The organism is Herbaspirillum sp. GW821-FHT09A12 (assembly GCF_059418325.1).
The window spans coordinates 91,783-116,630 of record NZ_JBWKPR010000002.1; the positions used below are offsets into that span (position 1 = coordinate 91,783).

At 65.3% G+C, this 24,848-nt stretch carries 18 protein-coding genes; 8 read left to right on the forward strand and 10 right to left on the reverse strand.

Annotated features, from left to right (window positions below):
- Nucleotides 1-95: 95 nt before the first annotated feature.
- Entirely contained in the window at nucleotides 96-1,028 is a 933-nt protein-coding gene (argC, locus tag AC07N6_RS05590) for an N-acetyl-gamma-glutamyl-phosphate reductase (RefSeq protein WP_494779331.1), read from the reverse strand.
- A 171-nt stretch (nucleotides 1,029-1,199) separates the two neighbouring features.
- Here argC and AC07N6_RS05595 point away from each other — a divergent pair, with 171 nt between their 5' ends.
- Complete coding sequence (locus AC07N6_RS05595; RefSeq protein WP_494779332.1) at nucleotides 1,200-2,108, forward strand: LysR family transcriptional regulator; 909 nt, start codon at nucleotides 1,200-1,202, stop codon at nucleotides 2,106-2,108.
- 62 nt (nucleotides 2,109-2,170) lie between these two features.
- Here AC07N6_RS05595 and AC07N6_RS05600 read toward each other — a convergent pair whose 3' ends face one another.
- From AC07N6_RS05600 to prfB, 5 genes are all read right to left on the reverse strand, one after another.
- Nucleotides 2,171-2,686 carry a DUF4118 domain-containing protein gene (locus AC07N6_RS05600; protein WP_494786247.1) on the reverse strand — a complete coding sequence of 172 codons (516 nt, stop codon included), beginning with the start codon at nucleotides 2,684-2,686 and terminating at the stop codon, nucleotides 2,171-2,173.
- A gap of 111 nt (nucleotides 2,687-2,797) precedes the next feature.
- The gene (locus AC07N6_RS05605; protein WP_494779334.1) at nucleotides 2,798-3,712 is read right to left on the reverse strand and encodes an alpha/beta hydrolase; all 915 of its coding nucleotides are present in this window, start codon (nucleotides 3,710-3,712) and stop codon (nucleotides 2,798-2,800) included.
- Nucleotides 3,713-4,149: 437 nt separating this feature from the next.
- On the reverse strand, nucleotides 4,150-4,767 hold the full coding sequence (locus AC07N6_RS05610; protein WP_494779335.1) for a glycine zipper 2TM domain-containing protein: 618 nt from the start codon (nucleotides 4,765-4,767) through the stop codon (nucleotides 4,150-4,152).
- Between the two features lie 294 nt (nucleotides 4,768-5,061).
- On the reverse strand, nucleotides 5,062-6,609 hold the full coding sequence (lysS, locus tag AC07N6_RS05615; RefSeq protein WP_494779336.1) for a lysine--tRNA ligase: 1,548 nt from the start codon (nucleotides 6,607-6,609) through the stop codon (nucleotides 5,062-5,064).
- 75 nt (nucleotides 6,610-6,684) lie between these two features.
- Nucleotides 6,685-7,789 (reverse strand): peptide chain release factor 2 gene (gene prfB, locus AC07N6_RS05620; RefSeq protein ID WP_141916427.1). Its coding sequence is split into 2 segments (ribosomal slippage): nucleotides 6,685-7,707 and nucleotides 7,709-7,789, totalling 1,104 coding nucleotides; the frame shifts between segments, so codons are not numbered across the junction.
- Between the two features lie 186 nt (nucleotides 7,790-7,975).
- On the opposite strand from prfB, the gene AC07N6_RS05625 reads away from it, so the two are divergent.
- Both AC07N6_RS05625 and AC07N6_RS05630 read left to right on the forward strand, forming a co-directional pair.
- Nucleotides 7,976-9,922: a PhoX family protein gene (locus AC07N6_RS05625; RefSeq protein ID WP_494779337.1), complete on the forward strand. Its 1,947-nt coding sequence runs from the start codon at nucleotides 7,976-7,978 to the stop codon at nucleotides 9,920-9,922.
- A 108-nt stretch (nucleotides 9,923-10,030) separates the two neighbouring features.
- Nucleotides 10,031-10,762, forward strand: a complete 732-nt coding sequence (locus tag AC07N6_RS05630) for a hypothetical protein (RefSeq protein ID WP_494779338.1) — start codon at nucleotides 10,031-10,033, stop codon at nucleotides 10,760-10,762.
- Here the strand turns inward: AC07N6_RS05630 and AC07N6_RS05635 are convergent.
- The 4 genes from AC07N6_RS05635 to AC07N6_RS05650 all read right to left on the reverse strand — a co-directional run bounded on the left by AC07N6_RS05635 (nucleotide 10,704) and on the right by AC07N6_RS05650 (nucleotide 17,515).
- Nucleotides 10,704-12,383: a bifunctional diguanylate cyclase/phosphodiesterase gene (locus tag AC07N6_RS05635; protein ID WP_494779339.1), complete on the reverse strand. Its 1,680-nt coding sequence runs from the start codon at nucleotides 12,381-12,383 to the stop codon at nucleotides 10,704-10,706. The genes AC07N6_RS05630 and AC07N6_RS05635 overlap by 59 nt on opposite strands.
- Nucleotides 12,384-12,546: 163 nt before the next feature.
- Nucleotides 12,547-14,241 (reverse strand): single-stranded-DNA-specific exonuclease RecJ, encoded by a 1,695-nt coding sequence (gene recJ / locus AC07N6_RS05640; protein WP_494779340.1) that lies wholly within the window; start codon nucleotides 14,239-14,241, stop codon nucleotides 12,547-12,549.
- Nucleotides 14,238-15,275 (reverse strand): hypothetical protein, encoded by a 1,038-nt coding sequence (locus tag AC07N6_RS05645; RefSeq protein ID WP_494779341.1) that lies wholly within the window; start codon nucleotides 15,273-15,275, stop codon nucleotides 14,238-14,240. Before AC07N6_RS05645 ends, recJ begins: the two co-directional genes overlap by 4 nt.
- Before the next feature lie 116 nt (nucleotides 15,276-15,391).
- Nucleotides 15,392-17,515 carry an ATP-dependent helicase gene (locus AC07N6_RS05650; RefSeq protein WP_494779342.1) on the reverse strand — a complete coding sequence of 708 codons (2,124 nt, stop codon included), beginning with the start codon at nucleotides 17,513-17,515 and terminating at the stop codon, nucleotides 15,392-15,394.
- Nucleotides 17,516-17,873: 358 nt separating this feature from the next.
- On the opposite strand from AC07N6_RS05650, the gene AC07N6_RS05655 reads away from it, so the two are divergent.
- The 5 genes from AC07N6_RS05655 to AC07N6_RS05675 all read left to right on the forward strand — a co-directional run bounded on the left by AC07N6_RS05655 (nucleotide 17,874) and on the right by AC07N6_RS05675 (nucleotide 24,786).
- Nucleotides 17,874-19,139, forward strand: coding sequence for a lipoprotein-releasing ABC transporter permease subunit (locus tag AC07N6_RS05655; RefSeq protein WP_494779343.1), 1,266 nt, complete (start codon nucleotides 17,874-17,876; stop codon nucleotides 19,137-19,139).
- Nucleotides 19,132-19,845 (forward strand): lipoprotein-releasing ABC transporter ATP-binding protein LolD, encoded by a 714-nt coding sequence (gene lolD, locus AC07N6_RS05660; RefSeq protein ID WP_494779344.1) that lies wholly within the window; start codon nucleotides 19,132-19,134, stop codon nucleotides 19,843-19,845. The genes AC07N6_RS05655 and lolD overlap by 8 nt, the downstream gene beginning before the upstream one ends.
- A gap of 97 nt (nucleotides 19,846-19,942) precedes the next feature.
- Nucleotides 19,943-21,115, forward strand: coding sequence for an acetylornithine deacetylase (gene argE / locus AC07N6_RS05665; protein ID WP_494779345.1), 1,173 nt, complete (start codon nucleotides 19,943-19,945; stop codon nucleotides 21,113-21,115).
- A gap of 366 nt (nucleotides 21,116-21,481) precedes the next feature.
- Nucleotides 21,482-22,288: a TatD family hydrolase gene (locus tag AC07N6_RS05670; RefSeq protein ID WP_494780244.1), complete on the forward strand. Its 807-nt coding sequence runs from the start codon at nucleotides 21,482-21,484 to the stop codon at nucleotides 22,286-22,288.
- Nucleotides 22,288-24,786, forward strand: a complete 2,499-nt coding sequence (locus AC07N6_RS05675) for a DNA internalization-related competence protein ComEC/Rec2 (RefSeq protein ID WP_494779346.1) — start codon at nucleotides 22,288-22,290, stop codon at nucleotides 24,784-24,786. Before AC07N6_RS05670 ends, AC07N6_RS05675 begins: the two co-directional genes overlap by 1 nt.
- The last annotated feature ends 62 nt before the right edge of the window (nucleotides 24,787-24,848 follow it).

Sequence of the window (24,848 nt, forward strand, 5' to 3'; positions counted from 1 at the left end):
GCCGGCTGCCTTGTTGCAAGCCGCGGCCCGCAGCGATGCGGGCCGATTTTTTTGCAGACTCTCCAGGGAGTTCTGGTTTTTCCGCCTGTACCGGCTCACATGCCGCGCAGCATCAGATCCAGGTTCTGCACCGCCGCGCCCGAGGCGCCCTTGCCCAGGTTGTCGAACACCGCGCACAGCAGGATGTGGCCTTCGCCATCGTTGCCGAATACGCCCAGCGTCATGTCGTTGCTGTTGTTGTGCATGGTGGGGTCGAGGCGTTCGGCGGCGGCGCCTTGCCCGGCCGCCAGCACCTTGATGTGGCGTGCGCCTGCATAGTGGCGCTGCAGCGCCGCACGCAGTTGTTCCTGGTCGGCATGCGCGGGCAGCAGGCGCGCATGCAGGGCGATGCTCAGTACGATGCCCTGGCGGAAAGCGCCGTAGGACGGCACGAAGATCGGGCGTTGCGACAGGCCCGCGTGCAACTGCATTTCCGGCGGGTGCTTGTGCTGCAAGGCCAGGCCGTACGTGACAAAGGGCGCCGCGTTGGCGGCGTCCGCGCCTTCGTATTGTTCGACCTGGGCCCGGCCGCCGCCGGAATAGCCCGATACCGCGTGGATCGCCAGCGGATAGTCGGCCGGCACCAATCCCGCCTGCACCAGCGGGCGCAGCAGGGCAATGGCGCCGGTCGGGTAGCAGCCGGGGTTGGTCACGCGCGGCGCGACGGCGATGCGTTCGGACTGGCCGGATGCCATTTCCGGAAACCCATAGGTCCATTGGGGATCGGTGCGGTGCGCCGAGCTGGCGTCGATGACGCGTACCTTGGGGTTCTCGACCAGCGACACGGCTTCGCGGGCGGCGGCGTCCGGCAGGCACAGCAGGGCGATGTCGGCCGAGTTGATGGCGTCGGCGCGGCGCTGCGGATCCTTGCGCTCGGCCGACGGCAAGCTCAGCAGGCGCAGGTCGGTGCGACCGCGCAGGCGTTCATTGATTTGCAGGCCGGTGGTGCCCTGGTCGCCGTCGATGAAAATCAGCGGAAGCTTGCTCACGGTGGTTCTCCTGTCGGTGCGCCGGTATGGCGCGTTGAGATGGGTCAGGCAGCTATCTTGCGATAAACCCTATAATTGGAAAAGTTGAATATTTAAAAGGGATGATTCAGGTTTTCTGAATGAGCGCCGGAATCCGAGCCAATCCAATCCAACCTGTTTCCACCAGCCACCATGCGCGAACTCAATCTCGACCGCCTGCGTACCCTGGTCGCCATCGTCGACCTGGGCTCTTTTGCCGCCGCCGCCCGGGCCTTGCATCTGGCGCCGCCCACGGTGAGCCTGCATATCAGCGAGCTGGAAAGCCGCATCGGCGCGATCTTGCTGCTGCGCCAGCGCGGCCGGGTCCGGCCCTCGGGCGTGGGCGAGACGCTGGTCGCCCGGGCGCGCCAATTGCTGGCCGATGCCGAGCAGGCGCTGGAGGAGGTCAAGCGCCAGGTGCAGGGGCTGGAGGGGCGGGTGCGGCTGGGGGCGTCGACCGGCGCCATTGCCTACCTGTTGCCGCAGGCGCTGGAAATGGTGGGGCAAAGCCATCCCGGCATCGATGTGCAGGTCATGGTGCTGACGTCGGAAGAGACTCTGGCGCGCTTGTCCGGCGGCACCCTCGATATCGGCCTGGTGGCGCTGCCGCAGGCGGCGGTGGACGGCTTGTCGGTCAAGCCGTGGCGGCGCGATCCGGTGATGGCGTTTGTGCCGGCCGGCTGGGACGCGCCGCGCACGGTCACGCCGCAATGGCTGGCGGCGCAGCCGCTGATCCTCAATGCGCCCAATACGCGGCTGTCGCGGCTGACGGCGGAGTGGTTCGCGGCCGCAGGTGAACATCCGGCGGCGCGCATCCAGCTCAATTTCAACGATGCGGTGAAAAGCCTGGTGGCGGCAGGTTATGGGGCGACCTTGCTGCCGCATGAAGTAGGGCAGCCGGGCCAGCAGGAAACGGGCGTGCCGCCGGCTGACCCGCGCATTGCCATGCGGCCGCTCAAGCCGAAACTGTGGCGGCCGCTGGGGATTGCGCACCGGGCCGGCCAACCGGAACCGGCCACGCAGTACATGCTGGATGCCTTATGGGCGCTCAGGCAGGCTTGAACTAAGGGAGAAGTAGGGCGGCGAAGGGCGGGCGGACTGGCGCGGAAGGGGGAAGCGTTTTCTCAGCTTTCGGCGCCGACGCCGCTCTCGAACTGTTTTCCATATTCGGCGCGGCGCGCCTGGTCCGATTCGATCAGCAACTGGTAGCGGGTTTCGGAGACGCGCTGCTGCAGCACGGCGGCATAGCGTTCGCGCTGCAGCCATTCGATGATGATGGAGGCGGTCATCACGATCACGGTGTAGACGATGATCATGAAGATGTCCTTGTCGTTGATGCCGTCGATCATGTAGAACGGCTTGCGGAAGAAGAACATCGCGGTGGGGATGCTGACCACCAGCAGCCCCAATGCATAGAGGTAACCGGCCAGGTAGCTGACGACGATGCAATTGACGGCGAAAAACAGCATCGACAGCGCTTCGTCGACGAACGGGGCCAGTGCATAACGCAGGCCGAAGGCCACGATGAACCCGACCACGCTGATGTAGAGCGGCTGCAAGCCCTGTGGGCGCCAGCTTTTTGCATTCTTGAGTTTGATCAGGCTCATCATGGCTCTGGAGTGGGTGCGGGTCGGATCCATCTTCTCTTGCATTGCGCCGCAGCGCAATGACCTCATGTTAAGGAACTTATCTGTCAAAGAACTTACGGTAGGCTCTTTTTGGGTTGCCGATGTTGTATTCAGTGGGCAACTTTACTGGCGACGGTCCTTCAGCGGCGAGGAATGCGCCAGGTATTTGCGCGACAGTTCGTTGCCGTGCAGGTCGATGCCGCGCTTGATGAACATCACCGTTTCGTTGGTGACGATCTCGCGTTCGTTGTCGACGGTGATGATGTGGTAGCAGTCCCCCAGCCAGATCACCTTGCGTACTTCCGAGGAAATGGCTTGCAGGATGATTTCGGCGTTTTTCGGGGAGGCGGTTTCGTCGTCGATGGAGTGGATGATGAGCGTGTTGGCGCGCACCAGCGGCAGCGATTCGCGCACATACGCCATCATCCGCTGCGCCGCGCGCAGGTGGCGCGCCGGTATCGACGCCGCGCCGACTGCCGCCACGCCATCCTTTTCGAGGGCGTTGGCCACGCGCCGGCGCATGTCGAAATTCTTGATGCCGTAGGGTTCGCTTTCCTTGTACGACCAGTTGCGGATGCCGGCGTCGTAGACCACTTTCAGCAGCTTCTGGTACCACGGCACCGACCAGCCGTCGTATTGCAGGACCGGCGACAGGAGCACCACGCCCAGCAGTTCATTGCTGCGGGAAGCGACCGCCAGCGCCAGCGTCGCGCCCATGCTGAGGCCGCAGATGGACACCGTCTTGAACTCTTCCCGCAGGCGCGCCACCTTGCTTTCGACGGCGGCGCACCAGTCTTCCCAATTGGGCGAGACGCGCGGATCGGTGAGCGAGGCGGAATAGTTGTCGATGGTCATCGGAATGACGGCGCAACCGACTTTCTTCAATTGCTTGGGAATCGAGCCGAGTTCGAGCTGGGAGCCGCACAGGCCGTGCAGCAGGATGACGGCATGCTCCTTGTGCGGGCCGCCGTGGCGCTCTTCAGCCGGCGACGAGCCGGTGAGGGCTGTCGTGATGTCAGTGGATGACGGTAAGTCCATAAATCATTATTCGCCCGCATTCAAGCAGGCAATCTTTCTGGCGAACCACTCGCCCCCGAGCATGCAGGATGGCGCCGCTGCCTGGCGTGCGCTCTGTGTTTCCCGAATGCATTCTCATGGCCGCCCGTGGCGCGGGCGCGCTTTTTTGCAAAAGTCTAACCGTCCGGGCCCGATGTTGCCAGCGTTAATCGTTCCGATGCGTCTATTGGGGGTATTCCTGAGCCGGGGGAATTTCAATGGGCGGGAATCGGACGATGCCATCTGCTTGTAACGCAACAGGGCCATTCCCGGTTTACAAGGGAACGCTACTATTGTCACGAAGTTGACAGCTGGACATGGAAAGTCCGGCCCAATGAAAAAAGCCCTTCGATTCGCATCGAAGGGCCGGGCAGCGGTCTGTTGTTGCTTGTTGTTGCCTGTTGTTTTTTCCTGGCCGGTTAGCCGCGGCCTTCCAGGTGGCCGTTGACGACGCGGACCTGATCGCCGGCGCGCCAGTTGTCGGCAGTTTGCGGGAAGCTGCGGGTCTTGCCATTTTCCATCCGTACGTCGACCACATAGCTGGTGGTGGTGCGGGCATGTTTTTCCACTTCGTTGCCGGCGTAGCCGCCGCCGACCGCGCCGGCCACCGTGGCCAGGGTACGGCCGGTGCCGCCGCCGATCTGGTTGCCCAGCAGGCCGCCGACGATGGCGCCGCCGGCAATGCCTACGCCGCTGGTGCTGGGGGTGTGCTGTATCGCGCGCACGGCGACCACTTCACCGCAGCTATTGCAGATGGCCGGAGCCGGGGCGGCCTGGCCGGGCGCGCCGCTCATCGCGGTTTGCCGTGCCGGCGCCCGTTGCGCCGGCAAGGGTTGTTGGACATTGGACTGCGGCTGGTTGGCCTGCTGTTCCATGGCCGCCGCTTGCTGCGGCGAGTTGGCGCTGTTCGAGCTCGGCAGCAAGCCGGTGATGGCGGCGACGCCGACCAGGCTGGCCAGGATGACGGCAACGGCCGCACCGGCGACCAGCGGGTGCAGACGCTTCGAAGACGATTGCTTGGCTACGGTAGTGTCCATGATGGCCTCTCCATTTATTGTGTTGATGTGTGGTGATTATGGCGAGGTATGGCGCCGAAAAAAATCTGGATAGTGTGTCAGTTGTAAAAACTTGTAATGCCAGGAAAGATCCGGCCGGTTACACCCAAGCTGATCAAGGGAGCGGGCGCGTGCGGCGGGCTGGGCGGCGTTGCCCGATGCGTGTTGTCGTCGCGGCAACGTTGCGTTTTGGGGACGGTGGGAGGAGGGCGGTGGAACGCAAGTGCGCATCCCGGGCGGGGGGCGCACTTGCGGCAAACAGGTTGCGGCAGGTATTCAGTCTTCGCGGCGCAGGTGCGGGAACAGGATCACGTCGCGGATGTTGGGCGAATCGGTGATCAGCATCATCAGGCGGTCGATGCCGATGCCGCAGCCGCCGGCCGGCGGCATGCCGTATTCCAGCGCGCGGATGTAGTCGGCGTCGTAGTACATCGCTTCTTCGTCGCCGGCGTCCTTGGCGGCTACTTGCGCCTGGAAGCGCGCGGCCTGGTCTTCGGCATCGTTGAGCTCGGAGAAGCCGTTGGCGATCTCGCGGCCGGTGATGAACAGCTCGAAGCGCTCGGTAATGCCCGGCACGGTGTCGGAGGCGCGCGCCAGCGGCGAGACTTCAACCGGGTAGTCGATGATGTAGGTCGGGTTCCACAACTGCGATTCGGCGGTCTCTTCGAACAGCGCCAGCTGCAGCGCGCCGATGCCGGCGCCGGCCAGCGGCGCCTGGTCGGTCTTGACGCCGAACTTCTTCAGTTCGGTGCGCAGGAATTCGATGTCGGCCAGTTGCGCCTCGCTGTACTGCGGCGCGTACTTGACGATGGCGCCGGTGATGGTCAGGCGGTCGAACGGCTTGGACAGGTCCAGCTCGCGGCCCTGGTAGGTCAGGGTGGCGGTGCCGTGGGCATCGATCGCGGCCTGGCGGATCACCTGTTCGGTGAAGCCCATCAGCCACTGGTAATCCACGTAGGCGGCGTAGAACTCCATCATCGTGAATTCCGGATTGTGGCGCGGCGAAACGCCTTCATTGCGGAAGTTGCGGTTGATTTCGAACACGCGCTCGAAGCCGCCCACCACCAGGCGCTTCAGGTACAGCTCGGGGGCGATGCGCATGAACATCTGCATGTCCAGCGCGTTGTGGTGGGTGATGAAGGGCTTGGCCGCGGCGCCGCCCGGGATCGGGTGCAGCATCGGGGTTTCCACTTCCATGAAGCCGTTGGTCTCCATGAAACGGCGGATCGACGACATGGCCGCGGTACGGGCCTTGAAGGTGCGGCGGGTTTCCTCGCTCACGATCAGGTCGACGTAGCGCTGGCGGTACTTCATTTCCTGGTCGGACAGGCCGTGGAACTTGTCCGGCAGCGGGCGCAGCGACTTGGTGATCAGCTTGAGGCTGGTCACCTTGATCGACAGCTCGCCGGTCTTGGTCTTGAACAGCGTGCCTTCGGCGCCCAGGATGTCGCCCAGGTCGTAGTGCTTGAAGGCGGCCATGGCTTCGTCGCCGGTCACGTCCTTGGTCACGTAGAGCTGGATGCGGCCGTCGGCGCGCTCGCCCGAGGCGTCCTGCAGGGTGGCGAAGGCGGCCTTGCCCATGACCCGCTTCAACATCATGCGCCCGGCCACCGAGACGTTCACCGGGTTGGCTTCCAGCGCTTCGTTCTCAAGCCCGTCGTATTTGGCGTGCAGCTCGGCGGCCTTGTCGGCCGGACGGAAGTCGTTGGGGAAGGCGATGCCTTGTGCGCGAATGGCCGCCAGCTTGGCGCGGCGCTCGGCGATGATGCTGTTCTCGTCGGCGGCAGGTGCCGGCTGGGCGGCGTTGTTGTTTTGCGTGGTCATGGTTGGAATTCTTGAATGTTGAACGGTCGGTCGGAGGTGGCGGCGCCGTGGAGCGGGGCTCCGCGGCGCGCGCCGTCAGACGCCCTGTTTCAGCGAAGCGGCGATGAAGTCGTCGAGGTCGCCGTCGAGCACCGCCTTGGTGTTGCCGGTTTCATGGTTGGTGCGCAGGTCCTTGATGCGGGACTGGTCCAGCACATAGGAGCGGATCTGGTGGCCCCAACCGACGTCGGTCTTGGAGTCTTCCAGCTTCTGCTGTTCGCTCATGCGCTTGCGCAGTTCCAGTTCGAACAGCTTGGACTTGAGCATTTCCCACGCTTCGGCGCGGTTGCGGTGCTGGCTGCGGTCGTTCTGGCATTGCACGACGATGCCGGACGGCGCGTGCGTCAGGCGCACCGCGGAGTCGGTCTTGTTGATGTGCTGGCCGCCGGCGCCGGAGGCGCGGTAGGTATCCACGCGCACATCGGCCGGGTTGATCTCGATGTCGAAGGATTCGTCCACTTCCGGGTAGACGAACAGGCTCGAGAACGAGGTATGGCGGCCGTTGCTCGAGTCGAACGGCGACTTGCGCACCAGGCGGTGCACGCCGGTCTCGGTGCGCAGGAAGCCGTAGGCGTAGTCGCCTTCGACCTTGATGGTGGCGGTCTTGATGCCGGCCACTTCGCCGTCGGACTGTTCCAGGATCTCGGCCTTGAAGCCCTTGCGCTCGCAATAGCGCAGGTACTGGCGCAGCAGCATCGACGCCCAGTCCTGCGCCTCGGTGCCGCCGGCGCCGGCCTGGATGTCGATGAAGCAGTTGTTGGCGTCCATCTGGCCGCTGAACATGCGGCGGAATTCCATTTCTTCCACCAGCTTTTTCAGGCCTTCGGCATCGCTTTCGATGGAGGCGATGGTGTCTTCATCCTTTTCCTCGCGCGCCATCTCGAAGAGATCCTTGGCGTCGCCGAGGTCGGCGTCGATCTTGATCAGGGTGTGGACAATCGCTTCCAGCGATTTCTTTTCCTTGCCGAGGTCCTGCGCCCGCTTCTGGTCGTTCCAGACGTTCGGGTCTTCCAGTTCGGCGTTGACTTGTTCGAGTTTCTCCGACTTCACATCGAAGTCAAAGATACCTCCGTAGCTCGGTGGCGCGGGTGGCCAGGTCGTCGAGCAAGGATTGGAGGGAATTGAGGCGTTCTGCTTCCATGATGGTTTCTTTTGCGATCAAACCGCACATTATACAAGAGGAGAGCGCCGATTCGGCCGCCGCCCCGTCACAAGCCTGTCATTTTCGGCCGCTACCATCGCAGCGCTTTGCACGACTGACAAAACGCTGACGCCGCATCAGGCGCAATGCGCCGCGGGTCCTTTAAGTTGACACGGAGAAACATCGATGAGACAGCCTGAGCAACACGCCATCCAATCCGCCGCCCCAGACGGCATCCCGCAGGCCGGCCGCCGCGGCCTGCTCAAGGCGCTGGCCGCCGCGCCGCTGCTGCCGCTGGCCGGCGGCGCCGCCGCCATGCTGTCGGCCTGCGCCACGCCGGGCGCGGGCAAGCCCTTCGTGTCGGCCCGTTTCACCGGCATGCCGGCGCCGACCTTGGCCAACCCGGCGGCGATGGCCAGCACCACCGTGGGCTCGGCGCTGGAAGTGGCGTTCGCCGACGGCAGCAAGCAAACCTACCAGCTGGCCTACCAGCCTTTCTTCATGACCGGCGACATGGTGCCGGACGGCCGTGGCGGCGCCATCCTGGCCGGCGGTTATGTCGATATCAACAACCAGCCGATCATCGACCGCTCGGTGCCGGGCAAGGAGCGCCAGTTCTTCTCGGACTGCCCGGACGGCTCGTCGCTGCTGACCGTCAAGGGCGCCAGCGTGCCCGGCGTGAAGGGCAACACGGTATTCGCCGTGGTGCAGTTCGAATACACCACGCGCGACCAGAAGCAGGCCGCGATGTACGGCCAGTTGCCCTCGCCGATCGCGGTGCTGACGCTGGACCAGGAGCCGTCCTCGGGCAAGCTGTCGCTGGTCAGGTACCACAACGTCGATACTTCGCAGGTCAACGGCCTGTGGATCACCTGCGGCGCCAGCCTGTCGCCGTGGAATACCCACCTCTCCAGCGAAGAGTACGAGCCGGACGCCGCCGCCATCGCTTCCAATCCGCAATTCAAGGCCTTCAGCAAGAACCTGTACGGCGATGAAAGCCGCGCCAATCCCTACCATTACGGCCACTTGCCCGAAGTCACGGTACATGCCGACGGCACCGGTTCGATCAAAAAGCATTACTGCCTGGGTCGCATCTCGCACGAGCTGGTGCAGGTCATGCCCGACCGGCGCACCGTGCTGATGGGCGACGACGCCACCAATGGCGGCCTGTTCATGTTCATCGCCGAGCGCGCGGCCGACCTGTCGGCGGGCGCCTTGTATGTGGCGCGCTGGGAGCAGGTCTCGGGCGTGGGGCCGGGGGCCGGCAAGCTGTCGTGGGTCAAGCTGGGCAGCGCCACCAGCGATGAAATCAAGGCCATGGCCGAGCGCTACAAGGCCGCCGACATCATGGATATCCGCACCAGCGATCCGTCCGACGGTTCGTTCTCCAGAATCCCGTTCAACGGCAAGCCCAACTGGGTGCGCCTCAAGCCGGGCATGCAGAAGGCCGCCGCCTTCCTGGAAACCCACCGCTACGCCGCGCTGGCCGGCGGCAGCCTGGGCTTCACCAAGATGGAAGGCACCACCGTCAACGCGCGCGACAAGATCGCCTATTCGGCCATGTCCTATGTGCAGACCTCGATGCTGGACGGCTCCGGCCACATCAAGGTGCAAGGCCCCAAGGCCGGCGCCGTGTATGCCTTGAACCTGCGCGGCGGCCAGCGCGACGCGGCGGGCCATGCCATCGACAGCGAATGGGTGCCGATCGACATGGCGCCGCCGGCCGAACTGGTGGGCGTGGATCTGAAGACGCCGGATGCGCTGGGCAACCTGGCAGCGCAAGATAGCATCGCCAACCCGGACAACATCAAGTTCTCGGAAAAGCTGCGCACGCTGTTCATCGGCGAAGACAGCGGCATGCACGTCAACAACTTCCTGTGGGCCTACAACGTCGATACCAAGGCATTGACGCGCGTGCTGTCCTGCCCGGCAGGGGCCGAGTCGACCGGCTTGCACGCGGTCGACGAGATCAATGGCTGGACCTATGTGATGAGCAACTTCCAGCACGCCGGCGACTGGGAGAAGGGCTTGCACGACAAGGTCAAGGCCACGCTCGATCCGCTGGTGCGCGCCAACTACAAGGATCGTTTCGGCGCCACAGTCGGTTACCTGACCGGCGTGCCCCTGGGGTGATGTCCCATCCGGCGGCGCCGTGGCCGGGCGCAACCTGAAATCATCATTCGGGCAGTGAACGCAATCTGCTAGGATCAGTCCTATCAGCTTGCTTTCACTTGCCTGCCGATGACCATAACCGGAACGCGCCTCCTGCCGATCACGCTGCTGTGCACCGCCTTGCTGGCCGGCTGCGCCAGTTCCCCGGCGCCGCATGGGCAGGTCAAGGGCGCGGACGCCAGTTCGCGCGAGATGGGGCAGTCCGACACCAACCGGATCGCCACGCTGGCCATGCGCGCCAACCTCGACGGGCTCTACCTGCTGATGGACAAGCTCTATCGGCGCAACCCGGGGGAATGGAAAAAGACCGCCGCCAGCCGCGAAGAGGCGCTCGCCAAGGTAAAGGAGGCGGTGGAGAAGCGCCAGCCCTGGCCCGAGTTGCAGGGCAAGCGCGATATCGCCGCCATGGCGCTGGCGCTGGGCCCGGACTTCAAGGGCGACCGCGTGGCCGCCTTTATCTATGCCACCGCCGACATGATCATCGTCGCGCACGGCAACAAGATCGAATTCTTCCTCATCGACGGGCTGGATGCCCAGCACCTGTACAACGCCGCGCGCAATGTCGAGATCGGCGCCTGGATCCTGGCCAGTCGCCGCAATGCGGCCGGCGGCCCATTGCTGCTGTCCGACGAGATCAATGCCGACATGCGCAACCTCAGTTTCGAACGGGAGTTCGGCAAGATCGTCGGCCGTCTCGACCTGATGGCCGAATTCATTACCGAGAAATATCGCCGCGCCGGGATCAGCTATGTGCAGAACCTGCTGGGCGGTTCGTTCCTGCAGTTCCTGCCGGTGCGCTGACGATGGCGCGGCCGCATCCGGCCGGCGCGATCACATAGCCGCCGCGGCCGCCGGCCTTGGCGCTGTACATGGCCTGGTCGGCGGCTTGCAGCAGGCTGTCGGCGTCGCAGCAGCCGTCGCACACGGCAATCCCGATCGAGACCCCCAACTGGTATTGCCCCGGCGCCAGCCGCAGCGGCTCGGAGACCGTCCTGATGCATTTTTCGGCCAGCGCGCGGGCGCCGTTTTCCAGGGGCGCGTCGAGGTCGGTGGCCAGCAGCACGAATTCGTCCCCGCCCACGCGCGCCAGGGTGTCGCTATGGCGCGCCACCTGGCGCAGGCGCCCGGCGACTTCCTGCAGCGCCAGGTCGCCGGCCTTATGCCCGAGGGTGTCGTTGATCGGCTTGAAGCCGTCGAGATCGAGAAACAGCAGCGCGATTCCGCTTTGCCCGAAACGGGCCCGGGCCAGCGCTTGTTGCATGCGTTCGGCCAGCATCGTGCGGTTGGGCAGGCCGGTCAGGACGTCATGGTGGGCCTGATGCTGCAGTTCCGACTGGTGCAATTTGAGCCGGGCGAGCAAGCCGTTGAATGCCATGGTGAGGTAGCCGACCTCGTCGCGCCGCACCACCGGCAGCGGCGATAGCGGGATTTCCCCGCGCGTCATCTTGTCGGCCAGGTCGGCGGCGCGGCGCAGCGGACGGAAGAACCAGAGGTAGGCCAGGGCGATGATCAGAAAGATCACGCTTCCCTGGATCAGGCCGCCGCGCGCGACCAGGTGGCGCATGCGGCTCACGGCCGGCAGCGCGGAGGCCAGCGGCAGGCTGGCGGTGACGAACCAGCCGGTGCCGGGCACCGAGGCGAATCCCTTGATCTCATCGACGCCGTTGGCATTGGGGGCGGCACCGTTGCCGCGAAAACCCGCCAGCGCGCGGTCCAGCATGGGATCGGCCCCGCTGGCCGGCAGCGCAGTGAAGACCAGCAAGGGATCGTTGGCGGCGATGACCCGCCGCCGTGCCGGCGACACCAGCTGGAAGCCGCCGGACGGTTCCAGGCGTCCCTGCTGCAGTTGCGCGAGAAATCCGGGCGCGTTGAGTTCGTTGATGCCGCCCAGCACCGCCGCCACCTTGCCGCCCGCGTCCTTGATCGGAACCAGCATGACCAGAACCGGCGTCCCCGATGCCGGGCTCAGGAACGGTTCGCCGATCACGGTCGCCCCGGCCAGCGCGCGTTGGTAATCGGGGTCGGCGGCCAGCGACAAGGCGCGCCGATTCTTCATCGCGGGGTAGTCGAGCAGGATCGCGCCGCTGTCGTCAGCCACGAAGAAGTGTTGCGCCAGCAGCGGCTGCAGTTCGTAACGTTCGCGCAGCCATGCGCGCGCGGCGGCCGGATCGCGCAGCAGGGCTGGCGGCATGTGCGCCGCCAGACGTTCCAGGAAGCTGCGCCGTTCTTCGATACGGTAGCCGATGTCCTGCGCCAGGTAGCCGGCGATGGTGCCTTGCCGTTCGGCGGCGACGACGTTCTGGTCGCTTTCCAGAAAGTTGACCAGGAAATAGTAACGTGCGATCGCCGTGGAGACGATGACCACGATCCCCAACAGCACAAGGCGGGTGAGAAGGCTGTTGGCGAAGCGTTTGATCTTCATCGGCAAGGTTTGGTGTTGTTGTTCTGCCCGGGAACCCGTTTCCATCAGGGCGCCGTGCTGCCGGAGGTGCGCCTGATGACATTGTGGCATTGTGCCATCAGGCGGCGGCCTTGTTGGCATTCTATTTGCGCTTTGCCACAAGATGGGCGGCGCCAGGAGCCGGTCAGGCCGGTTCGGCGTGCTCCACCATCAATTGCACGGTGGTCTTGCCGTTGTATTCGTTGGCGTCCAGGCGGAAAGCGACGGTGGCGTAGTCGGGCAGGGCATCGGCGTGGCCGAACCAGATGGCGTCGTATTTCTGGCCATTCTTTTCCAGCAGCAGCTTCAGGTGCTTTTCTTTCAGGATGCGCTGGTTGAGCACGCGGAAGGTGTCGCAGAACACCGGCGGCGCAAAGCCCTGGCCCCATACCTGCTCGTCCATCACGCCGATGAACTGCACCGAATAATAGGCATCCTCCAGCACGCCGTCGGTCTCGATCACGCGCTCCAGCTGGTTTTGCGTCAGCCAGTCCTGGCCGACCGCTTCGAACGCCTGGGCGAAGGCGTCGAAGGCCTCGGCATGGATGGTCAGCCCGGCCGCCATCGCATGGCCGCCGAACTTGGTGATCACCGACGGCGCATGCTTGGAAACCAGGTCGAGCGCGTCGCGCAGGTGGAAACCGGCGATCGAGCGGCCCGAGCCCTTGATGAAACCTTCGTCGCCGGGCGCGAAGGTGATCGTCGGGCGGTAGAACTTGTCCTTCAGGCGCGAGGCCACGATGCCGATCACGCCCTGGTGCCAGGAGGCGTCGAACACGGCGATGGTGCGACGGTCGGCCGGATTGAAATCGTCCAGCAGGTTCAGCGCGGTGTCCTGCATGCCGGCTTCGATGTCGCGCCGTTCGCGGTTGATGGCGTCGAGCTCCTGGGCGATGGCCCAGGCCCGGCCTTCATCGTCGGTGGTCAGGCATTCGATGCCCAGCGCCATGTCGGCCAGGCGCCCGGCCGCGTTCAGGCGCGGGCCGACCGCGAAACCCAGGTCGAACGGCGTGGCGCGCCGCGCCTCGCGCCCGGCCGCGCGAAACAGCGCGGCGATGCCGGCATGCATCTTGCCGCTGCGCATGCGCTTCAAGCCCTGCGCCACCAGGATACGGTTGTTGGCGTCCAGCTTGACCACGTCGGCCACCGTACCCAATGCCACCAGATCCAGCAGCGCATCCAGCCTTGGCTGGGTTTGCGCATCGAAGATGCCGCGTTTGCGCATCTCGGCGCGCAGCGCCAGCAGCACGTAGAACATCACGCCCACGCCGGCCAGGTTCTTGCTGGGGAAGCCGCATTCGGGCTGGTTCGGGTTGACGATCACGCGCGCGTCGGGCAGCGCGTCGCCCGGCAGGTGGTGATCGGTCACGACCACGTCGATGCCGCGCCGCTTGGCCTCGGCCACGCCGTCGATGCTGGCGATGCCGTTATCGACCGTGATGATCACGTCCGGCGCCTTTTCGCGCACGGTCAGCGCGACGATCTCCGGGGTGAGCCCATAGCCGTACTCGAAGCGGTTGGGCACGATGTAGTCAACCTGCGCACCCAACAGGCGCAAGCCGCGCAGGCCCACGGCGCAGGCGGTGGCGCCGTCGCAATCGTAGTCGGCCACGATCACCAGCTTCTTGCGGGCGGCGATGGCGTCGGCCAGGTAACTGGCGGCGGCGTCGATATGCAACAGGCCGGACGGCGCGATCAGGGCATTGAGCTCGCTGGCCAGTTCGCGCGCACTGGCCAGGCCGCGCGCCGCGTACACGCGCGCCAGCACCGGGTGCACGCCTTCGGCGATCAGTTGCTCGGACTGCTGGATGGAGTAGGGGCGGGTGGCGATGCGGATCATGCGGCGAGTCTTTGTAACGAGGGTTTGCGCCAGAACTTGCGCAGCGCGCCACGGGTGACGGAAATCTGCGCCAGCTTGTCGGAGCCGGCCAGGACCAGGTTGATGGCGTCGAAGGCGCCGCCGCGCAGCGATGCCAAGAGCGGCGCCAGCCATTCGCGATCCAGGGTTTCCATACGCTGCAGCCACAGGCCCCATTCCTCGGCCAGGGCGATTTCCACCAACTGGTCCAGCAGCAGCAAGCGGCGGCCGCTGCCGGCGGCGACCTCGGCGGCGGTGGATGGCGTCACCGCCGCGGCGCCGAACGCTTGCGTCCAGCCATTGAGGCCATAGCTGGCGGCATAGGCCGGCGCGGCGCAAACCTTGGCATCGGCGCCGCCCCAGATCCACATCGAGTTGACCGCCTTCAGGCCGCGCATTTCGCGCTCTTCATTCAGGCTTTCCGAGAACCACTGCATCTGCACTTCGTTTTGCAGCTTGCGCCAGGCCAGTTCGCCCGGGCCCTCCGGCATCCAGATATCGACATTGCGGCCGCTGGCGGCGGACGGGGTCGAGGTGCGCAGGCCGGCCCAGGCGTCGGCGCGGATGAACCAGGTGCGGGCGTCGCCATACACCACTTCATGGCCGATGTCGGTAAACAGCGGCGCGGCCGACGCAAACAGCTTCTGCGATTGCGCCTCATCCAGCTGCAACTGCGCCACATCGGTCAGCACCAGGTGGTCGCGCGCGACGTGGATGTGGGCCGGATGCAGCACGAACCACTGGCCGGCGGCCGGCGTGTGGCCGAGGCCGCGCATCAGGGCCGCAGCGGCCGCCGGGCTGCTGTCCTGCGCCGGTTGCGGCAGGCCGAAGCGTTGCGCCAGCCAGTGCTCATGCGGCAAGGCGCGCGAAAAAGGATCGTGGGATTGGGTCGGCGCGGCGTGTTTGCCGCGCGCCAGCAGCATCGCCAGCGCCGGCGCCTGGCATTGGCGCAGCAGGTCGCGCGCCATGCCGGCAGGGGGCAGGGCGAAGGGGATGAGGATGTCGAGTTGATTCATGGGGTGCTATTTTAGCGGTTGGCAGCCCAAGCGATGCGGGCGTTGCTGCGAGTGTCCCGCAATTGCTCCCGTTGTTCTGGCGCAAGTCGGGGCAGGCTTGCGCCTGGAAGGCGGGCCTAGCCCTGCTTCCAGGCATTCCTGGCCCGCTGCCGCACCAGCATCCTGACGCTGTCGGGCATGGGCGTGCGTGCGCCGTTGGTTTCGGCCGAGAGCCACAGGCTGTCTTCGAAGTGCGGCAGCATGCGCGGCGTGATGAAGCGGCTGCGGATGGCGTTGACGTGGCGGTCGCCTTGCGGCGTCTGCTGGGTGACGTAGAAGCGTTGCGGCACCACCAGGTGCAGGTATTCTTTGGCGCGCGTCATGGCCACGTACAGCAGGCGGCGCTCTTCGGCGATCTCGGCTTCGTTGCCGGTGGCCAGATCCGACGGGATGCAGCCGTCCACCACGTTGAGCACATGCACCGAGCGCCATTCCTGGCCTTTGGCGGAGTGGATGGTGGACAGCGTCAGGTAGTCCTCGTCGCGGTAGGGCGGTTCCGCATAGTCGCCGCTGGCTTCGGGCGGGTCCAGCGTCAGTTCGGTCAGGAATTTTTCACGCGAGGCATAGCCGCCGGCCAGCGCGGCCAGTTGTTCGATGTCGGCGCTGCGGGTGCCGGCGTCATCGTACTTGCGTTCCAGTTGCGGCAGGTACCAGTCGCGCGCGGCATGGATGTCGTCCGGCCATGGCGCCGATGCGCGGCGCATCAGCGCATAGGTGTTGGCGAAGGCCTGCCACTCCAGCGCCGCATTGGCCGGCGGGGCGAAGTCGAGCAGGGCGGCGGCCGGGTCGTCGGCGGCGGCCATCAGGTCCAGCGCCTTCCTGGCGGTGGCCGGGCCGATGCCCGGGATCAACTGCAGCGCGCGAAAGCCGGCCATGCGGCCGTTGGGATTGTGCGCCAGGCGCAGCAGCGAAAGCAGGTCCTTGATGTGGGTGCTTTCGAGGAACTTCAAGCCGCCGAATTTCAGGAAGGGGATGTTGCGGCGGGCCAGTTCCAGCTCCAGCGCCGCGCTGTGCGTGGCGGTGCGAAACAGCACCGCCTGCGACTTCAGCGTCAGGCCCTGTTCGCGGTGCGCCAGCACCCGGTTGGCAATCCAGCGCGCCTGTTCCACTTCGTCCGGGATCAGCACCAGTTGCGGCTTTTGCGAGGAGGGCAGGTCGCTCCACAGGTTCTTGTGGTGGCGCTCGGGAGCCTCGGCGATGACGGCATTGGAGGCCGCCAGGATCGGCTGGGTCGAGCGGTAATTGCGCTCCAGCGTGACGATGCGCGCCGGGCGCGAGAACAGCGCGGGAAACTCGAGGATGTTGCGCACCGTGGCGCCGCGGAAGGAGTAGATCGATTGGGCGTCGTCGCCCACGGCGGTGACGCCGGCGCCGTCGGGCTTCATGCGTTGCAGGATCTCGGCCTGCAGGCGGTTGCTGTCCTGGTATTCGTCCACCAGCACATGGTCGAAGCGTTCACCCACATGGCGCGCCAGCTCGGCGTCGGACAGCAGGTCGGCCCAGAACAGCAGCAGGTCGTCGTAGTCCAGCACGTGCTGTTGTTCCTTGGCGTCGGCGTAGTGCGCGAACAGTTCGGCCAGTTGGGTCTCCCATTCGCGGCACCAGGGGAATTGCGTGTGCAGCACCGTGCCCAGATCTTCGCGGGTGTTGACCGCGCGCGAATAGATAGCCAGGCAGGTGGCCTTCAGTGGAAAGCGCTTGTCGGTGGCCGTCAGCCCCATCTCATGGCGCAGCAGGCCCATCAGGTCTTCCGAGTCGCCGCGGTCCTGGATGGTGAAATCTTTTTCCAGGCCGATTTGCAGCGCGTAGTCGCGCAGCAGGCGCGCGCCGATCGCATGGAAGGTGCCCGACCACGGCAGTTGCGGCGGCGACGCCGATGGCGGCAGTTGCAGCACTTGCCCGATCACCTGGCCGACGCGCCGTCCCATGTCGGCGGCGGCGCGGCGCGAAAAGGTCAGCAGCAGGATGCGTTGCGGATCGGCGCCGTCCAGGATCAATTTGGCGACCCGGTGCGCCAGCGTGCTGGTCTTGCCGGAACCGGCGCCGGCCACGATCAGCAAGGGATCTTGCCGGGCGGGCGGCAGCTTGCCGCCATGTTCTACCGCGGCGCGCTGTTGCTCGTTGAGCCTGGCAAAGGGATCCTTGCCGGCATCGGCGGCGGGCTCGGCGGCATCAAGGGCGGCGGCTGGATCGGGCAGCATTGGTGTATTGGCGTATCGGGGTTGGATGTTGCGGAAAGCCTTGTACTGTATATATAACCAGTTCCGCGCGCAATGCCGGGCGCGGCGCCATGACAAAATACGCGGCAGAAGTTGTCGATATGGAACCTGCCTCGGGATGGCTGCGCCGCTTGCCGCAAATGTAAGACTTCATGTCGCCGAGAACCTATGGACAAAGCCGGGCTCTATCCCGGCACGGCAGCGAACGGGGCAAGCGAGCTGGGCCGCCCGGCCCATTCTGTGGCAAACTTCGCGCTTCGCCTGTCGAAATGCGCCGGTATTCGTTGTGATGGGGACATCATTGGCCGCGCTTTTCATTCAGCCTTCTCTCGGAGCAATTTTGAGTCTAATAAAAAACCTGCCGTTCGAATGGTTGGTCGGCATCCGTTATACGCGCGCTGGCAAGCGCAGCGGCCGCAACAGTTTCATCTCCTTCATTTCCCTGATTTCCATGGCCGGCATCGCGCTTGGCGTGGCCGCGCTGATCGTGGTGCTGTCGGTCATGAACGGTTTCCAGAAGGAAGTGCGCGACCGCATGCTGTCGGTGCTGGCGCACATCGAGGTATTCGACGCTTCCGGCGCCATGCGCGACTGGCAAGCGGTGGCCAAGCAGACCTTCCAGAACAAGGAAGTGCTGGGCGCCGCGCCCTATGTGGCGGCGCAGGCGATGATGACGCGCGATGACAATGTGCGCGGCGTGCTGATCCGCGGCGTGCTGCCGGAAGAGGAGCCCAAGGTTTCCGATGTCGCCAAGCAGATCAAGCAAGGCAGTTTCGCCTCGCTCAAGCCCGGTGAATTCGACATTGTGCTGGGCAGCGAGCTGGCGCGCGGCTTGCGCGTGGGCATCGGCGACAAGGTGACGCTGATCGCGCCGCAAGGGCAGGTGACGCCGGCCGGGGTATTGCCGCGCCTGAAGCAATTCACGGTGGGCGGCATTTTCGAGGCCGGACACTATGAGTTCGACTCTTCGCTGGCCTTCATCCACATCCAGGATGCGGAAACCCTGTTCCGCCTCGACGCCCCGACCGGCGTGCGGCTGCGCATCCGCGACATGCTGCAGGCGCCGCAGGTGACCCAGCAACTGGCCTCGACGCTGAGCGGCGACCTCTACCTGCGCGACTGGTCGCAGCAGAACAGCAACTGGTTCGCCGCGGTCAAGACCGAGAAGCGCATGATGTTCATCATCCTGACGCTCATCATCGCGGTGGCCGCCTTCAACCTGGTGTCCACGCTGGTGATGACGGTGACCGACAAGCAGGCCGACATCGCCATCCTGCGCACGCTGGGCGCTTCGCCCGGTTCCATCATGAAGATCTTCGTCATCCAGGGGGCGCTGGTGGGGCTGATCGGCACGGCCATCGGCATCGGCCTGGGCGTGGCGGTGGCGCTCAACATCGACGTGGTGGTGCCGGCCATCGAACGCGCCTTCCACGTGCAGTTCCTGCCCAAGAGCATTTACGTGATCTCCGAGTTGCCTTCCGACCTGATCTGGTCCGATGTCTACACCATCGGCGGCGTGGCGGTGGTGCTGGCCTTCCTGGCGACGCTGTATCCGAGCTGGGCCGCATCCCGCGTCAAACCGGCGGAGGCCCTGCGTTATGAATAAGGCAATGGACAACAACCAAGTGGTACTGGCCGCGCGCGGCCTGGGCAAGACCTTCACCCAAGGCAAATATTCGGTGAAGGTGCTGGCCGGCATCGACATCGATGTGCATCATGGCGAGCAGGTGGCCATCGTCGGCGCCTCGGGTTCCGGCAAGTCGACCTTGCTGCATCTGCTGGGCGGGCTGGATACGCCGTCCGCCGGTTCGGTCGTGCTGCAGGGCCGGGATTTTGCCAGCCTGGGCGAATCGGCGCGCGGCGAGCTGCGCAACAAGTCGCTGGGCTTCGTCTACCAGTTCCACCACCTGCTGCCGGAATTCTCGGCGCTGGATAACGTCGCCATGCCGCTGATGATCCGTCGCGTCAAGCGCGACCAGGCGCAGCAGCAGGCGCGCGAGATCCTGGCCCGGGTCGGCCTGGAGCAGCGCGTGTCGCACGTGCCGGGCGAGCTCTCCGGCGGCGAACGCCAGCGCGTGGCGCTGGCGCGCGCCCTGGTGACGCATCCGGCCTGCGTGCTGGCTGATGAGCCCACCGGCAACCTCGACCGCGGCACCGCCGACAAGACGTTTGAGCTGATGCTCGAACTGTCGCAGACGCTGGGCACGGCCTTCGTGATCGTGACCCATGACAGCGACCTGGCCGCGCGTTGCGGGCGGGTCCTGAGATTGTCGGAAAACGGCCTGCAGCAGGCCGGGCCGATTACGGAGTAAGCTTGCTGCATGGCTGCATGGCTGTATGGCTGCATCGGTGGCGGCGGGGCCCAGCGGGCGCCTGCCGCGTACCTGTTTTGAAAGGGAGCAATACCAAATGAATAAGCGTCAATGGCTGGAAACACTGGTCGGTTTCGACACTACCAGCCGCAACTCCAATCTTGAACTGATCGCCGCCTTGCGCGATAACCTGGAGCAGCAGGGCATCAAGCCCTGGTTCGCCCACAACAAGGAAAAGACCAAGGCCAACCTGTTTGCCACGCTGCCGGCCACCGCCGGCGCCAATGCGGGCGCGACCCAGGGCGGCATCGTCCTGTCCGGGCATACCGACGTGGTGCCGGTGGACGGCCAGAAGTGGGACACCGACCCATTCAAGCTGGTCGAGAAGGACGGCGCCCTGTACGCGCGCGGCAGTTGCGACATGAAGGGCTTCATCGCCACGGCCATGGCGCTCACGCCGGAGTTCCTGGCCATGCCGCGCGCCAAGCCGCTGCACCTGGCGTTCTCGTATGACGAGGAAATCGGCTGCATCGGCGCGCCGGCGATGCTGGAAGAAATCGTCAAGCGCGGCATCAAGGTCGACGGCTGCGTGGTGGGCGAGCCCACCGGCATGAACGTGGTGGTGGCGCACAAGGGCATCAACGTGTTCGCCTGCAAGGTGCATGGCAAGTCGGCCCACTCGTCGCTCACGCCGCAGGGCTGCAACGCCATCGAATACGCCGCGCGCATGATCTGCGCCATCCGCGACTTCGCTGATGCCTACAAGGCCAATGGCCCGTACGACCAGTTCTTCGACGTGCCGTTTTCCACCATGACCACCAACCAGATCCGCGGCGGCATCGCGGTCAACACCATTCCCGAGCTGTGCGAGTTCACCTATGAGTTCCGCAACCTGCCGGGCATGAAGGTGGCCGACATCCAGGCGCAGATCGATGTCTACGTGCGCGACGTGCTGTTGCCGAAGATGCAGGCGGAGTTTGCCGACGCCCGCATCGAAATCGACAATTTCGCCGGTAGCCCGGCGCTGGAAGCGGCCGAGCAGGCGGCGATCACCGAACTGGTGCGCACGCTGACCGGCGACCGCGAGACGCGCAAGGTGGCCTATGGCACCGAAGCCGGCCTGTTCCAGCAGATCGGCATCCCCACCATCGTGTGCGGCCCCGGCAGCATCGACAATGCGCACAAGCCCAACGAGTTCGTGACGCTGGCGCAGCTGGACCGTTGCGAGCAATTCCTGCGCAAGCTGGGCAAGTCGCTGGAAGCGGCCTGACGAGATTGCGGGATAGCGCCGGGCTTAGCTTGCCAGGCTCAGGAAAAAAGGACGCAAGAGATTGCGTCCTTTTTGTTTGTCCATTTTGTTTGTCCTGTCGGAGATGACGCAGATTGCGGTTTATCCGGGTTAAATTCTGTTTGCCCGTTTCTTTACTCATGTTAAGAGTTGCAAGCGGCCGTTAAACGGTAAACTCCCGCTTCTGGGCCTGGAACGAATCCGGGTATGCTGCATTAAAAAAAATACGCTTCGGGGGAAGCATGCCAGGACGATCATGGCAGTCCAGCCCTCTTTGCGTGCGCGCCGGCACAAGCCGGCGACTTAATGTACTTTCACATCGAGTCTTCACGCCATACCAGTACGCACATGTGGGTCGACACGCATTGCCATCTCGACGCCGGGGAATTCGGCGGCCATAACGCCTCCGTCGCTGACGATGCGGCGCGGGCCGGCGTGCGGGCGATCGTGATTCCGGCCATCGCGCGGGCCAATTTCGGCGTCGTGGCGCAGTTGGCGCGTGAGGTAGGCAATGGCGTCTATGCGCTGGGCATCCACCCGCTGTACGTGCCGACCGCCCAGGAATCCGACCTGCAAGCCTTGCGCGCCGCCATCGAAAGCGCCTTGGCCGACCCGCTGTTTATCGGCGTGGGCGAGATCGGGCTGGATTTCTTCGTGCCGGAACTGAAGGAGACGCCGCTGCGCGAGAAGCAGGAATTCTTCTTTTCCGAACAACTGAAGCTGGCTCGTGACTTCGGGCTGCCGGTGCTGCTGCATGTGCGCCGCTCGCAGGACATCATCTTGAAGCATCTGCGCCGCATCCGCGTGCCGGGCGGCATCGCGCATGCCTTCAATGGCAGTTTCCAGCAGGCGCAGGCGTTTATCGACCTGGGGTTGCACCTGGGCTTCGGCGGCGCCATGACCTTCCCGCGTTCGCTGCAGATCCGCCGGCTGGCCGCCGAGCTGCCGTTGCCGGCCATCGTGCTGGAGACCGATGCGCCTGATATTTCCCCCGCCTGGCGCCATCCCGGCGTCAATACGCCGGACCAGATTCCAGGCATCGGCGAGGTGCTGGCCGGGCTGCGCGGCATGCCGCTGCCAGAGGTCGCCGCCGCCACTTGCGCCAATGCCCTGGCCGCCTTGCCGCGGCTTGCCTCTTCCGGATTGGGCTTCTGATGCGCAGTGTGATCATCGGCTTTGCCTTCGGCATAGGATTGCTGCAGATGCAGGCGCGGCTGCCCGGCATGGAATGGTATGTGGCCGGCCTGGTGCTGGCCGTGCTGCTGGCGCTCACCGCATGGAAATTCTGGCAACCCTTCCTGCGCATCCCGTTATTGCTGACTTGCGGCGCCTGGGTCGGTTTCTTGTGGGCCGGGGCCTTTGCGCACTATTTCCTGGAGCAGGAACTGCCATCGGCGTGGGAGGGCCGGGACGTGACCGTGATCGGCACCGTGGCCAACCTGCCGGACCGCAATGAGCAGGGCGTGCGCTTTCGTTTCGATGTCGAGCAGGTGGTGCAGCAGGTGACGCAGCAGGGTGCGGTGACGCCGCCGGTGCCGCCCAGGCTGGCCTTGGCGTGGTACGGCAACCGCCGTTATCAGGTGCCAACGGAGGATGGCGAAGCGGCGGCGCCGGGACGTCAGCCGGTGGCCGATATCCGGCCCGGCGAGCGCTGGCGGCTGACGGTGCGCCTGAAGCGCCCGCACGGCAACGCCAATCCGGGCGGTTTCGATTATGAGGTGTGGCTGTTGCAGGACGATGTGCGCGCCACCGGCTATGTCGTGGCAGCACCGGCGGCGTCTGGCGCGACGGCGGGCGCGGCCAACCGGCGCCTCGACGCCTTTGTCTGGACGCCGTCGAATGCCATCGAATACACGCGCGGCTGGCTGCGCGACCGCATCCTGGCGGCATTGCCGGGCGAGCCTTACGCGCCGGTGATCGCGGCGCTGGTCATGGGCGACCAGCGCGGCATCAGCCAATCCGACTGGAGCATCTTCAACCGCACCGGCATCGGCCACCTGATGGCGATTTCCGGCCTGCACATCACCATGCTGGCGGCAATGTGCGGCGGTCTTGCGAGCTGGCTGTGGCGGCGCTCGTTCTTTACCGGCGCGCAATTGCCGTTGCTGCTGCCGGCGCAGAAGGTGGCGGTCATCGCCGGCATGCTGATGGCGCTGGTGTATGTCTTGCTGGCCGGCTTCGGCGTGCCGGCGCAACGCACGCTTTACATGCTGATCGTGGTCGGCGTCGCTTTCTGGAGCGGCCGCATCACGCGCGTGTCGGTGGTGCTGTGCCTGGCCTTGGGGCTGGTGCTGCTGCTCGATCCCTGGTCCCTGCTGTGGCCGGGCTTCTGGCTGTCCTTCGGCGCCGTGGGCTTGCTGCTGTACGGCACGGTCGGACGCATGCAGCCGCGCCATGCGATGGCGGCGGCGGCGCGTACCCGCTGGTGGCAGAAGCTGTGGCTGGCAATCAAGTCCGGGGCCCAGGCCCAGTACATCATCACGCTCGGCCTGGTGCCGCTGACGGTATTGCTGTTTGGCCAATATTCGCTGGTCAGCCCGATCGCCAACGCCGTCGCCATCCCGCTGGTGGGGCTGGTGGTCACGCCCTTGTCGCTGCTGGGCAGCATCTTGCCGGCATTTGCCGCCGAATGGGTGCTGCAGGTGCCGCACCAGTTGCTGGTGTGGCTGGCCGGCTTCCTGGGCTGGCTGGAGGCGATGCCGTTCGCGGTATGGGAAGCGCCGTTGCCGAGCTGGTGGATGTTCCTGCTGGCGCTGGGCGGCACGCTGCTGGTGCTGGCGCCGCGCGGCTGGCCGGTCCGCTGGCTGGGGGTGTTCGGCTGGCTGCCGCTGATCCTGAACGCGCCCGGCGCGCCGGCGGACGGCACCATGCGCGTCACCGCCTTCGACATCGGCCAGGGCATGGGGCTGCTGGTGGAAACCCCGGGCCACCGCTTGCTGTATGACACCGGCCCGTACTACACGCCGCAATCCGACGGCGCCACCCGGGTGCTCCTGCCTTACCTGCGCGCGCGCGGCATCGACCGGATCGACCGCATGGTCATCTCGCATAGCGATATCGACCATTCCGGTGGCGCCTTGTCCCTGCTCAAGGGCGTGCGTATCGACAGCGTTTATTCATCGCTGGCCGAGGGCAGCCCCATCGTCAAGGCTTCGCCGTCGCACCAGCGCTGCGTGGCGGGGCAATCGTGGAATTGGGACGGCATCGGTTTCACCATGCTGCATCCGGTGCCTGCCATCTATGAGAGCACCAAGTGGCGGCCCAATGCGCTCAGTTGCGTGCTGAAGGTGCAGATCGGGCGCCAATCGATTCTGCTGGCCGGCGATGCCGAGGCGATACAGGAAGATCAGATGCTCAATGGCGCCATGGCCGAGCAGTTGCCGTCGACCGTGCTGCTGGCGCCGCATCACGGCAGCAAGACTTCCTCGACCGAGCCGTTCCTGCGCGCCGTGCGGCCGGAGGTGGCGATCTTCCAGGTCGGTTACCGCAACCGCTTCAACCATCCCAATCCGGAAGTCTTCGAGCGCTACCAGCGCCTGGGCATCCGCCGTTTGCGTACCGATGAATCGGGGGCGGTGACGCTCACCTTCGGCGACCAGTTGAATGTGGAGGAGTACCGCAAGACGCATGCGCGCTATTGGTATGGGCGTTAGTCCAATATTTCGCGATCCGGGAAAATAGCACGCTCAGGGTGATTGCGGTTTTGCTATGCTGC